Genomic DNA, 12876 nt, shown 5'->3' with positions numbered 1-12876 from the left:
AACATTTTTCCTAAATCCGTACTAACCTGAAAGTGAAATAAATTCACAACTTAGGATTTAAAAGCTTTACGCACCGGCTTCTTTTTCAACGCTTGCAAACGTTCGCGCAAGTCATTGACGTTTGCAGTTTGACCCCCATAACGCCAACTGACATAAGCGTGTGTAATTTCCTCAATTGTCTGGGCCAACCCGCCAGAATGGTGCTGCTGCGACTCGTGGGCATATTCTAAAGGCGTTTGAGCTGGGTGCTTGCGGAATCCTTGGGTCGATAACCAACCGAGCATTTGCTGATAAAGACGTTCCATCGGAGGCAACTTAGCCAGCCATCGCCGATATCGCCATGCTCGCCACTGGTTCCAACCTAACCAGCCTAAAAAGCCCAGGCAAATCGCAAAAAGCAGGCCCATAAATAAACCGCCCCAGCCTTGAGAAAAGACCCCCCACAACCAAGCAACTGTTGCAAGTAGCCAGCCGATCAATCCACCGAACAACGTGTTTAAAAAACCAGCCACTGGCGAAGGTAGCCAGCCGGCAACCCAATTCCAGAACTGACGCAACACACTAAACGTTTGGTTTTCTTCAATCGAAGGTGGAATCAATTCATGACCGGGGATCGGATCAAAAGCAAACCAGCCGTGATTGGGGAAATATACCTCCGTCATCGCGTAGGCATCCGTGTTGCGGACGATATAGAAGCCGGTGAAGGGATTAAACTCTCCAGGGGCATAACCGGCCACCAGTCGCGCCGGAATGCCTATTGAACGCAGCATCACCGCGAGAACTGTAGAGAAGTGGTCCGGATAGCCTCCTTGATATTTAAACAAGAAAGCTTCCACCATGTCTTCATCTTCCTCGAAAAACGGTAGATTTGGCTCAATCGCATAGCGTTGCTTTACCGCTTGGGCGAGATAAAGCGCTTTTTCATAAGGAGAAATAATTGGTTGTGGCGACAGGGCTAACAATTCCTCAGTGCGTTGCTTGACCTTACTAGCAATTTTAGGAGGAACCTGTAGGTAATAATTTCGGATGTCCTTGTAGTTACGGCTATTAGGAGAAAGGGGCTTTACTTTGCTCAACACCGCACGGTTGCGGTAGGGCACTTGCGAAATCACACTGTAGGTTAGTCCCTCGCCTAATCCAACCGGCGCTCGTAGACCTCCTTCTGTATCCACCGCTATTTCCTGTGTGGGAAAGTAAATCTGCCGGGGTTGGGACAGAACCGGAATCAGGTTAGGCATATCCGAGATAACGGTATAAGTTTGAATTACCTCCTCAACGCGATTAGCCGTAGGCAGCACATTCAGAAAAAATTGATAAGTCCAAGAGGGTCGATTCACCTTCTGCGTTGTCTCATTGCGGGAAATTTGCCAACCTTGGCCGGTGTATCGGTCGAACGCTAGCACTCGCAAAAATCCCTGCGCTTGAGATCGCAGCCTCATCACCACTTGGGGTTTCATCTCACCCCGCAGGTTTAGGTTCATCTCCGTGTTAAAGCCAGAGTAAAAGTTCTCATCGACCTGTCCTGGCCCGCTGCCTATCCCTTGTCCAGTGCCTTCATTTCCCGCTTTTCCAGAACGCGGATTGAAAATGCGGCTGCTATCAAATTCACCCTCAACATTTATCGGGGCACTCACCGGAAATGTCCGCAACTGGTAACCGGGAAAGCGGGGTAGCAAGGCGAAAATTCCCAAACCCAGCCCAACAATTAAAGTAAAAAGTAAAAGGTAAAACGTAAAAAGTTTTCGAGTTTCTTTTGGCTTTCTTTTGACGGCTGCCTGTTTGCTTTTGCCTGGGTTCAACCCCAACCGCGAACGGTAATCAAGGACTAAAGTGGGCAGAGCTAGCGCTAAAAAAACCAGCAAGAGTGGCCCGAACGCTAACGTTTCAGAGATGGTGCCGGCAACCCCTAACAGAATTAGCCCAATCACCATTGAATAGCCCAAATCCTTGCGGCGTGGCAGGTCGAAGCTATGAAGTACCTGTAGTTGAATGAGCAACTGAGCCAACACCAAGCGCGTATCATTCGTTGCGTTAATGGCCGAGGCAAATAGACCCTGAAAGAACAGCGCCAAAGCCACGAGCATTCCGATCGCAATTAAGAACTTAATCGGCACATTAGGCCGGCGTCGCCGGTACCAACTCCAAGTGGCACCCGCAATGCTCAATGGCACCGCCCACAGACTCAACTGAGTCTCAGCGGCAATATCGGTGGCCACAATCCCAACAATAACAAGCGCTTGAACCAACACCCGCAGCAAGATAGAGTCCTCTGCTACTGGTGCCGGCACAGCCTGAAGACGCCGCCACAGATTGCCCAACAACGGAGTATTTCGCAGCTGCCGAATCCCTGACGAGGTAGACATAATCAATTTTTGATTTTGGATGCATTTTCAATCTAAAATCAAAAATCGAAAATTGCTATAAAGTGGGGCAAACAGCCAACATCAGAGGTTTGTTTTCCAAGTTTTGAAAACGCACTTCTAAAGAATAAGTCTGGCCCGGTTGTGGGTCGAACATTTCCACACTTAAGCACCCCGCATCAGGACGCTGTGCAGTTGCTAGGGCTTGGCCGCACCTTAACTGCAAACTGCCACCACAAGGCAGTAGGCTTTGAATCCGCAGACGGGGAAACTGACCTTCCGGTTGATATTCTCCGTCCAAGTTCAGCACACCAGCCGCAGTTAGCCATTGCCGTTCCACCCTCAGCTGAGTCGGTGAGACTTTCAGCGTCAGATTGCCCACGATCTCCCGCGCCGCCAGGAGTGACAGTAAAATCTGTTGAGCCTGAGTAGCAGCTTCGTAAGTATCAGGGAAATTGTAACCACCACGAGCCGGTCCCAGCAGCATTTGCCCAGCGATATTGTTTAGTGTTTGGGACTGATCGGGAAATAGGGCTTCTACAGCACGCACCAGCTTTACCCCTTCCCGCAGAGAAGATTGCACCAACTCCTGGCATCGATCCAGAAGTGGGGCTAAAACGGTTTCCGGAACCCGGACTGGCAGTTTAAGCGTTTGTAGTTGAGCAGTCCATAAAGACTGTTCGGGAACTTGCGCCTCAAATCCGCAGTCAGGATATTCCAACACCTCAGTTTCCCAAGGAAAAAGCGGCAGCTTCTCTTGGATCTCAATTTGCATTCGACGCTTCAGCAGCGCGTGAAAACGATCTTGCACGGCAGGTATGTCTCCCAGTTTGAGTTGTTGACCACCTCGATCCGGGGGAAGGACTTGCGATGCACGGTGACTAGAGATTGGGGGGGTCTCCTCTTCCGAATCCAGGGGGTCTATGTCAGCCAACTCCAGGTCTTCTACCCCGTCATCGCCCGCAGAAGTCCCTGAGCTGGAGAAGTCTCCAGCTTGGGGAGAGGCATTTATGGGGGGATCCTGTAACAGCCAAGCGAACAAACTTTGTAGCGCTTCTGAGTCTCTATTCATTAGTAGATGTACCCTCTCCGGACACTAAACGATTGCGAATTTCCCAGGCTTGCTCCAGCAGCTTAAACCACCGTTTCTGCACTTGGTTAACTGTACAACCCAAGATTTGTGCGATTTCCGTATCAGCTTTTCCCTTTTGTTTTAACCGTAGCAGTTCAGAATTTTCTTGACCAATTTTTTCGTGCAACTCTTGCCACTGCTGCGGCACAAGCCCTAGGTTTTTCTCTAAATCCGCTTCCAGCCACTGATGCACGAGTTCCCAACGATGGCGAAGTGCAAACCGAATGAGATGGTATTTGAAACGCTGCTGTAAGTAATCGCGCTGTCTAGGTGTCAAACCCAGAATAGACTCAATTTCGTGGGTCGTTAAATCTTGCAAGCGCAGCGCAAAGTAATCCGCACAGTCGCTTCGCTGATTTTCTTCCAGATAAGCCATTAATTCTTTAATGACCTCTTGGCGCAGATCCTCAACCATCGGTTCAGGTTCTTTAGCAACCATCAGCTCCCGTACTTGCTGTACAGAGGTGTCGTTCCACGTCTGATCTGACTCGACACCGGCTCCCTCTGCTGCCTGCTCCATGTCTACAGAGGTTTCTAGGGGCTGCTGTTGCGAAAATGTTTGCGCCCGCAGAATAATCAGCTGCTGGCTGCGTCCCCCACGCAAAGGAATGCGCCGCTTGCCATAGCGTTCCACGAAGGCCATATATTCGGAGAGTTCTAACAGCGTTTTGGGGCTGTAAGTCGCACTGAGCTGCGCCTCCCGCCGAAAGGCATTTAAGGATTCCAGATAAAATCCCTGCAAAAAATCTTCTATCAGGGTTAGCCGCGCTTGATAGCCGGCTTGTGCTTGGGGAGGCGTGATGTAACGATAGACAATGGCACTGAGGGTGCTGTGTAATTCTACTCGTCCTTGACGCGACCCCACGGCGTAATAGTTAAGACATTGCTGTAAGCGATGCCGAGCCAAAGTTGTCGCCCAGACTTCTACTTCTCCGGATGCCTGAATGCGCTGGCTTTGGTCGCAGATCCGAGTGACTTCTTCGCCGATCCGCATTGCCACATCTCGGCAGTTGTGCTCAGATGCACGAGTGGACTGTTTGAGTTCACTAAACAGCAGCTGAAATATTGCTTCCACGCCCTGGCAGCTCTCCCCTTTAATGGTTAATCGCTATCGAAAACCCTAGCACAAGCTGTTGAAACTAAACTTATGTGGGTTGAATTAAACCGGCAATTAAAATGTTACTTTCACCGGCACTGTATGCCACGCCCCTCGGCTGATGATCGCTTGTCCCGTTACACTCAAAGTATAGAAGCGCCTCAAAATTCAGATGGATTTAGACCAACAACTTCAAGCCCTCGTGGACAATGCCCCCCAAGACGGCACAACCCCCCAAATTGTAGCCGCGATCGCACCGGCACTGAAATGGCTGGCCGCTCAGCTGCGCCATTCCCAATACTACATCCTGCAAACCCTTGATCATGATTGGGTGTTGACCACTTTAAGCAATCGTGCACAACCCAATGTCGAAAAACGTGCGATCTATGCCTTTCCTACCCTTAAAGACGCTGCTAGTGGAGCCTTTGCTCCCCAAGATCCGCAAGTGATGGCTCTGCCGGTTCCTGTCACCCACATATTGTTTCAAATGGTGGCCCTCAATACGGTTGACAGTACGGTTTTTTTTGAAACGCCCGGAACTCTGGACGCGGCGACTGAGGTTCGGCGTGAGGATGTGCAAAATCTCATTCAGTCCCTGTTGCAACAACATCTGTCCCCGCCGACACCAAATTTTAACCAGATTCCCCCAGATATTGCCTGAGGGAATTTAGCCTGGACTTTAGATGCACAGATTGTGACAAATCTCCCTCTAAAATCCTAATAAAGCCGGCTTAAAACGTAGTCGGCTAGGTTAATTAAAGTTTGACGCGGCTCTGATGGCGGTAACTTGGTTATGTGCTGCACTGCTAGCTGAGCGTGGTGTGCAGCTAATTCGCGGGAGCGATCAATGCCGGTACTTTCTTTAATGTAAGCGAGGGCTTGTTCTATATCTCCTGCTTGGGAAAATTCTCGCTCGATTAGGGCTTCTAAGTAAGGCTTTTCTTCCAGGGCGAATAACACCGGCGCTGTCAGATTTCCACTTTTTAGATCGGACGCTGCCGGCTTGCCTAGTGCTTCTGTAGAACCCGTAAAGTCTAAGATATCATCCACAATCTGGAAAGCCAGACCGATATGACGTCCATAGCTGTACAAATCTTCTGCTAGTTCTTCCGAAACTTCACTGAGTAAACCGGCTGCTTTAGAACTGTTGGCGATCAAAGAAGCTGTTTTGTAGTAGCTCTTTTCTAAGTAAGCTTCTATTGAAAAGTCAGTGTCAAAACGGTTCAGTCCTTGCTGAATTTCTCCTTCTGCCAAATCCATAATCACTTCGGACAGAAGTTTGACAACCGCTAAGTTATCTAAATTGGCCAAATACCAGGAAGACTGGGCAAATAAGAAATCGCCTGCCAGCACAGCCACTCGATTACCAAAGCTGCTGTGAACGGTGGGAATTCCCCGACGGACTTCTGACTCGTCCACCACATCGTCGTGTACCAAGCTTGCCGTGTGGATCATTTCCGTAATTTCTGCCAGCCGGCGGTGACGGGGGGTGATGTCGAGCTCCTGCATTGTTGCTCGCGAGATCAGCAGGACAATTGCTGGCCTCACTCGCTTTCCCGTGGCACCGAATAGGTGTTCTGCCGCAGCGAACAAGATCGGATGACGAGCACTGACGAGTTGTTTTAAGTTCTCTGTCAGCACCCGCAGGTCTGCTTCAACGGGGGAAAATAGGGAGGTGGCTGAGGTCATGGATAGGCCGGCTCAGGCGTTAGTTACGAAAGTTTACATATCTGCTCCTTATTCTAAGCTAAGGCTTTCAGATAGGGAAGTTTTGTTTCAATTATCTGTACGGGCCAATTTAATTGTGAAGGGGTAGCCGGTGCTAGAAGGTCCATAGGCAAGGGTGGGTTGACGGTGACCCTTCTCGGAGCAAAAACTCAGCAAAATCAACGCTTCCCGCTGCTTTGCCCCACTTGGCTGCTGAATCAACGACGTACTTTTATCCGCTTCAATCGGCACAGCGACAGCTTGACTCAACAATACTGCCCTGGTTCGCCCTTAAGTATGTAGATTTATTAAGCATCTGCCCCAACACCCTGTAAAAATCACGCATACTGTGTTACTTTAGATAATAAGAAATTCACAAATTCCATATATTTTGTCGGCAATAAAATTACAGGGAATCTTGAAATACCTGTATATTATTTACCGGAAAATGCTCTGCGCTTTTTACGGGGGCTTGTAGCCCGGAGCTATCAACCCGACTCTCAAAAAAGGCATCAGGTAAAAGATGGGTTTTCTCATTTTTAAGTTTTAACTGTTTACCGTTGTCTTCTCACGAGTTCGTGTTGTTTGCAAAAGCTAACCGTAGTCTTTCAGGATACTTGAGCGACTCCTGAAATAGAGCATCCGAAGATCGATCAGGCATACCGGGTTTACGCTAGTGTCTTTTTGGACAATGGCCTCTTTATAAACGGACATAGCCCGCTACGTCTGGAAGCTAGACTCAATTAACTTTCTTTGACCTCTTAATGACCGAGGGTTATTTAGCCGGCGGGTAATGGAGGTTGAGGGCTGCTGCTGTGTGATTCGGTTTTTCGGGTTCGGCTCGTTTGGAGGGCTAAGGACATTTGAAAACGGGCATTTCCTGAGTCACTGGAAAACAGCCAACCACGCCTCGCTTTTTAATGCGGCTTCAGCCTAGAGAAAGCAGCTTGCCTGAAGCTAGCCACTGCGTTCTGTAGTGGAATTAGCGTAGGACTGAGGCGAAACTCTAAGAGTGAGGGTTTTGAGTTGAAAGTGCTGCCCTCAGTGCAATTGCATTGATTGCAGTTCGTGGGCAACGGGGCACTCGCTTGGCAGTGCAGTCGGCACCCGCAACCGTGTTCTATAAATAAAAATAGCTGCCGCATTTGACACAAGGACTCGTCGTTTGTGTTCACAACTCGCTGGGAAACTGCCTAATCTTTAAAGAAGGTTAGAAAGTCAGCAAATTTTGAAATAGGGTTAGGGCGAGTAATCCAGGTACAGTTCAATCACAAAACAGGATTTTAAACCGGCATTAGATTCGGTTTGCTGAAAGCCTTCTTATTTTCTATTTAACTTAACGTATCTCTCGTATTCTGGCCGTACTATGACTTACCATGAAATTCCTCTGATTATTCCCTTTCTGGCAACAGGTTATTTGTTAACAATCTATGTGCTGTTGAGTTTTGCTCAAAGAAATCCTGGGATTTAAACTTTAAATTCAGCAAAGTGCCTGTGAACTCAGTTAGGTTCGCCGTGGATCACAGGCGGTACAATCGCTTTGCCTTGTGTAAAAGCAGCCGACGAGGAACGGCGCACAGGACGGTGAACTCACCGCCCGACGGGTTCTTATTCAGCAGATTCTAAAGGCACAGGCTGGTAGAAAACTGCCGGCAAAGACACCTTTTCGACAGCCGGTGTGAAACCCAACCACTGCACAGACAGTTGGGCAAACTGTTGCGGGCACCCACTCACCGTAAACCGCGTGGGCAAGGGGGGCTGGTTGTCCCGCAAACCCAGCACTTCCAATTCCTGGGCGGCTGCTATCACCACCCACACAGCCGGATCGACCAACTGCACCGAGGGGGGCAATATCTGGCGCAACACCGGCGCTAAGTGAGGATAATGGGTGCAGCCATAGATCAGGGTGTCAATCTGCTGCTGCATCAGCGGTGCCAGGTATTCCCGCGCCACTTCGTAAGTATAGGGGTCGTCGATCCGCCCTTGCTCGATCAGGGGCACAAACTCCGGACAGCCCACTTGCCAAACCCTAGCCTCGGCGTCCATTTCTAAAATGGCGCGGCGGTAGGCATTGCTAGCAGCCGTTGCCGGCGTGGCGATCACCCCAATTCGCCGCCCTTGCTGAACAGCAGCGCGAGCACCTGGAAGAATCACGCCCAAAATAGGCAGGGGAAATTCAGATCGCACAGCTTCCAAGGCAAGAGCTGAACTGGTGTTGCAGGCCATGATCACCATTTTCACGCCCTGTTCCATCATCCAGGTGAGAATCTCACGCACGAACTGCACAATTTCGGCTTGTGAGCGAGTTCCGTAGGGCAAACGTGCCGTATCCCCAAAATACAGGATAGATTCATGGGGAAGCTGCCGGTAGAGTTCCCTCAAAACAGTGAGGCCACCCACACCGCTGTCAAAAATTCCAATTCTGTCGCGCTGGGGTTCTCCAGTGAAGGATGAAGGATTGAGGGATTTGGGAGAGAAGGATGAATTCATTCCGTCTTCTGATTTCTGAGTGCTCAGTTGTGAATTCAAGGACACAGGTTGCTCCATCAGGAGAGGTCTATCGATTTTGTTGGATGTATTGCAGGATACCGCGAGCGATGGCTTCTGCCATGCGTTGCCGGTAAGCGGCGTTGGCAAGTTTAGGTGCGTCCTCAGCACCAGTGACAAAACCTGTTTCGACTAAAACAGCCGGCATTGAGGTTTTCCGTAAGACATAAAATCTGGCTTGTCGTACTCCGCGATCGCGAGAGCCGGTGCTTTGCAGCATACTGTTGTGGATGGTCGCAGCTAAACGCTCACCGTTGGAGTAGTAATACGTTTCAATGCCATTCACTTCAGGCCGGCTCATGTCAATGGCATTGGCGTGGATGCTCACAAACAAACTCGCATTCACCCGTTCAGCTAATTGCACGCGAGGTTCTAGGTCAATTTCCCGGTCATCTGACCTGGTTAAAATTGCCTGTACCCCCTGTTGTTCCAACAGTTGCGCCACCTGTAGCGAGATGTCCAGCACAATGTCTGCCTCCCGAATTGCGCCAATCCCAACTGCACCGACATCGCGTCCGCCATGTCCTGGATCGACAATGACCACAGCTCGCCCGTTGCGAATGCCGGAGTTTGGCGAGGGTGGGTAATTGCTTCTCGGCGGTGGTGCGTTATTGCTTTCAGCGCGTTGCAGTTGCAAGGATAGTAGTTGGGCTGTGGGCTGATTGAGTTCTGTAATTTGCACACCGGCTGCCGGTCGCACCAGAATTGCCACCGTGCTTGAGCCTGTTTGCTGGATCTGCACAGATGAGAGAGAAGATCTGGCATTTGTTATGGGACTTCTGACTTTGGCACCCACCCGCGCTGAGGCAATCACAATCTTGTAAGCGCCAGATCCTTGATCCCAATCGCTGGTGTAGGTAAATGGCTTATCTGTTCTAATTAAAAGTTGTGAGCCATTCGCGGCCAGCTGAACCGCTTCGATGGTGGCTACATTGCCGGGATTTGCCGATTCTGATGGCTGGTTTGGGCTACCCGAAGCGACTCCTGCGCCTTTGGGCAAAACGATCACCCCGCCTAAGTTGGTGACCGTTGCCTCCCATTCGTCCTTGGGGTTGGTGACTTTTAGAGAAACGCGAGCCACCGGCCCGGAATTTCTCACTTGGCTGACTTTCAGTTGCTGGATACCATAGCGATTTACCGCTTGCTCGAATCCCTGTAAATCGGGCCTAATCGTCGCATTTTGCAGCTCTATGTTAACAACTGTGCGATCTCGTGTGCGCTGCACTTTAACCTGGGGAGAGCGTCCGCTTGTACGAAGGAACAATCCATCGGGTGTAACCCGTACATTCTCCAGCACAGTGGGTGAACCCGCTGTGTCTGAGCTTGTTCCAGGGGACGGTTCCAGGGGGGAATCTCCAGGAGCTTCAGCAATCGCTTGGGGAGTCGGTAATTGTACTGTCCACCGGCTGGCTGTTGTGCCTCGGACTATAACTTTTTGGGGATCTAGGGTGTAACCGGGGTTTAACTCGATCACCAGGCGAGTTGTCTGGCCGTTAAACTGTCCCACGCGTACCGATTTAATTGCGCCCCCCACTGGTTGCGCCTGCGGGTTACGCCCTACGGTTGTACCGGGCAAATCAATCACCAAACGGGTGGGATTGGCCAGCAGTTGCGCCTTCGGTTGAACGCCGCCCTCTGTGTTAATGTATAGCCGGTTTTGATCTGTGTCAAAACGCCAAGATTGCAGTTTAGCTGCTTCGGCAGGAGTTGACAGCAAAAAGATGGTAAACAAACTGGGTAGTAGCCAGTGGAATCTCACAACAGCTTCTCCTTGTTCGCGTTGCTGAGCTGTAAGCGTTTCCCCAATGGGAAATCCTTAAGATGTAGCAGTGCACCTCCCTGTGCTAAGCCGTCTAGGTCAGAGGCTTTTAAACAACTTAAGACTGGGTTGAAAAATATCATGACTCGGTCAAGAGTGTAGCGTTGAAAATTAAAATTTTTTGTCAGTGAAGCCGGCGCGGATAGCGGGAAAGCCATTTTCATGACATTAATTTGGCGACAGCAACCTACTAAAATAAGCTTTCACGCAATATAATAATTTGCATTTTTTTACTGTAGGGGCGAGTCACGAGGGGGTGTTCCCGGTGGGTGACGAAATCATTTCTTGCTCTGTGCCAATTGCTTCTATCCAATGCCAGCTCCTCAAAACCGTTTTCAGCTTTCATCCTCTGCTGTCCGCTTAAAAATCTTGCATTGAGTTTTGTTACCCCACATCCGTGAAAATGCTGAGTCCATACAAGCTGAGTTTTCTGTAATAGTTGTCTGACCCGGAGTTTGGCTGAGTTCTCACTTTAAGGTTTCCTGCTGCTGACGCTTTTTTCTGAAGCCCTTGTTTCTAGGCGCTTTCAATTTCACTTTTAGTCTGTACCTAACTGCTTCATGAACGACCTTGTAAGATGCATCGACACCGCACTCTTCTTTCAGCCAACTGCGGATCTCTCCGTAGTTACTGAATTTCTCTGCCTTTTGCAGCCGTTGTTTCAATCGTTCCATTGCTTCTTTGGGAATAGCCGGCTTTCTGCCTTGACCTTTTTTGAGTTCTAACAGCCCTTCTAATCCCTCTGTTTTGTACTTTTGAAACCAGCGATAAAGGGTTGCCGTATCTCTACCCAAAACCACGGATAGCTCTTTGAGGGTCTTGACCTGGCCAATTTTGAGTAAATACAAGGCTTGAATTCTTTCTTTGCCTCTTGCGGTTGTCTGTTGCGCCAGGAGCGTTTTGAGTTGTTCACCAGTCTCGGTGATATCGAGCTTGAGAACCCCTGCCATGAGAAAATTTTCAACTCCAAGACCACTATACAGTATGAATTGCAAAAAAAAAGTGAACGGACGTAGCGTTTGGTTGACGCTGAATCGATTCATCAGGTCATGAGATTAAATCCGATTGTTTTTTATTTCTTTTAGCCGGCTGCTAAAAGCACAAAGCCTAACAGCTTATGGATTTTACCAGTTTTTACACAATTTAATATTTAAAATCGCTGCAACCGGCTTTTTCTAAGTCATGATGTCTTCTGCGGTTGTGTCTGCAGCCGGTTGAGCTGCTGGGGGGACTGGATCGTAACCGCCAGCATGGAAGGGATGGCAGCGCAATATTCGCCGGATCGCCATCAGTCCCCCACGCCACGCCCCAAACCGCTCAACTGCTTCGATTGCATACTTTGAACAAGTCGGTTGATAGCGGCAAACTGGGGGAAACAAAGGAGAAATGAGCGTTCGATAGGCCCGAATTAACGCAATGAGTAAAACTTTCATCTGAACCTCGAAAAAGATACCTGCCTTACCCATTAAAAATCGACCGCCCCAAGTCGCGAAAGCCGGCTAACTTGACCGACGGGAGCGTTGCACCCAAACTTCAAGCAGTGAGACACTCTATCATACCAATTATGGGGAGGGGCGTTTGCCGGCTTAAGTCTGTAGCCGGTAAAAAAGCAGTTTTTAGGTAGAAAAATGGCAGATTTTCCGAAAGTGTGGTTTTGCCGGCTGCCGAAAGTCTAGCGGCGAATGTCAAACTGCTGAAGTCCTTCGGGCTTTTGGTACTCCACGAAAACGTCTTTTACGACCGATGTAGGTGGCCCTTGATCACACCAGCGAATCATTTCTGTGACGGTTTCTTCAGTTCCTTCAAAGACAGCTTCCACACGTCCATCAGGAAGGTTGCGAACCCAGCCGGTGATGCCTCGGCTGTTTGCTTCATCCAGTGTTGAAAAGCGATAACCGACTCCTTGAACTCTCCTAGAAACGATAACATGAGCGCGGATAGAATTTGGCGGTGATGAGTTTTGCATTGGATGACGATGTCTGCTGGATTTGATTTTTATTAATTTAAAATTTAAAAAAGCTAAGAATAGGAAAGCCTATTATAGCGTTTCTCAAATAGATGAAGTACAGTAACAGCAGTGAGTAAACCAATTAAGAAGGTCCTGAGAGGACACTTGTTGGTAGGCTAGTGTAATCGCTTCATCCAAGGCTCGATAAGTTCTTGCTCCTATCGTCCGCAATATCCCTTTGATTTTTGACCAGCAATTCTCGATGGG

12 protein-coding genes and 1 pseudogene are annotated in these 12876 nt (G+C 49.3%); 1 reads left to right on the top strand and 12 read right to left on the bottom strand.

Annotated features, from left to right (window positions below; genetic code table 11):
* Positions 1-50: 50 nt before the first annotated feature.
* Genes H6F56_RS23320 through hetZ form a run of 3 tightly spaced genes read right to left on the bottom strand, consistent with a single transcriptional unit; the run spans position 51 to position 4567 of the window.
* Positions 51-2363 (bottom strand): transglutaminase TgpA family protein, encoded by a 2313-nt coding sequence (locus tag H6F56_RS23320; RefSeq protein ID WP_190673618.1) that lies wholly within the window; start codon positions 2361-2363, stop codon positions 51-53.
* 55 nt (positions 2364-2418) lie between these two features.
* Positions 2419-3432: a hypothetical protein gene (locus H6F56_RS23315; protein WP_190673615.1), complete on the bottom strand. Its 1014-nt coding sequence runs from the start codon at positions 3430-3432 to the stop codon at positions 2419-2421.
* A complete protein-coding gene (gene hetZ / locus H6F56_RS23310; RefSeq protein ID WP_190673612.1) occupies positions 3425-4567 on the bottom strand; it encodes a heterocyst differentiation protein HetZ in 1143 nt (380 codons plus the stop codon). The genes H6F56_RS23315 and hetZ overlap by 8 nt, the downstream gene beginning before the upstream one ends.
* A 193-nt stretch (positions 4568-4760) precedes the next feature.
* Here hetZ and H6F56_RS23305 point away from each other — a divergent pair, with 193 nt between their 5' ends.
* Positions 4761-5249 carry a hypothetical protein gene (locus tag H6F56_RS23305; protein WP_190673602.1) on the top strand — a complete coding sequence of 163 codons (489 nt, stop codon included), beginning with the start codon at positions 4761-4763 and terminating at the stop codon, positions 5247-5249.
* 56 nt (positions 5250-5305) lie between these two features.
* Here the strand turns inward: H6F56_RS23305 and sds are convergent, their stop codons facing one another.
* The 9 genes and pseudogenes from sds to H6F56_RS26580 form a co-directional block, all read right to left on the bottom strand.
* Complete coding sequence (gene sds, locus H6F56_RS23300) at positions 5306-6277, bottom strand: solanesyl diphosphate synthase (RefSeq protein WP_190673599.1); 972 nt, start codon at positions 6275-6277, stop codon at positions 5306-5308.
* 87 nt (positions 6278-6364) lie between these two features.
* On the bottom strand, positions 6365-6565 hold the full coding sequence (locus H6F56_RS23295; RefSeq protein WP_190673596.1) for a hypothetical protein: 201 nt from the start codon (positions 6563-6565) through the stop codon (positions 6365-6367).
* 1338 nt (positions 6566-7903) lie between these two features.
* A complete protein-coding gene (gene murI, locus H6F56_RS23290; protein WP_190673593.1) occupies positions 7904-8785 on the bottom strand; it encodes a glutamate racemase in 882 nt (293 codons plus the stop codon).
* Between the two features lie 67 nt (positions 8786-8852).
* Positions 8853-10601: an N-acetylmuramoyl-L-alanine amidase gene (locus tag H6F56_RS23285; protein WP_190673590.1), complete on the bottom strand. Its 1749-nt coding sequence runs from the start codon at positions 10599-10601 to the stop codon at positions 8853-8855.
* Positions 10598-10825, bottom strand: coding sequence for a hypothetical protein (locus H6F56_RS26020; RefSeq protein WP_206753423.1), 228 nt, complete (start codon positions 10823-10825; stop codon positions 10598-10600). The genes H6F56_RS23285 and H6F56_RS26020 overlap by 4 nt, the downstream gene beginning before the upstream one ends.
* A 303-nt stretch (positions 10826-11128) precedes the next feature.
* Entirely contained in the window at positions 11129-11704 is a 576-nt protein-coding gene (locus H6F56_RS23280) for a helix-turn-helix domain-containing protein (RefSeq protein ID WP_190673586.1), read from the bottom strand.
* A 132-nt stretch (positions 11705-11836) separates the two neighbouring features.
* Positions 11837-12094 (bottom strand): membrane protein insertion efficiency factor YidD, encoded by a 258-nt coding sequence (gene yidD, locus H6F56_RS23275; RefSeq protein ID WP_190673583.1) that lies wholly within the window; start codon positions 12092-12094, stop codon positions 11837-11839.
* Positions 12095-12333: 239 nt separating this feature from the next.
* Positions 12334-12627 carry an acylphosphatase gene (locus H6F56_RS23270; RefSeq protein WP_190673580.1) on the bottom strand — a complete coding sequence of 98 codons (294 nt, stop codon included), beginning with the start codon at positions 12625-12627 and terminating at the stop codon, positions 12334-12336.
* An 84-nt stretch (positions 12628-12711) separates the two neighbouring features.
* Positions 12712-12876, bottom strand: a pseudogene (locus H6F56_RS26580) (IS630 family transposase); the annotation flags it as partial.

It is taken from the genome of Microcoleus sp. FACHB-672, from assembly GCF_014695725.1.
Taxonomy (GTDB): domain Bacteria; phylum Cyanobacteriota; class Cyanobacteriia; order Cyanobacteriales; family Oscillatoriaceae; genus FACHB-68.
The sequence above is the reverse complement of the archived record's forward strand: the minus strand, read 5'-3'. Positions and strand labels throughout refer to the sequence as shown.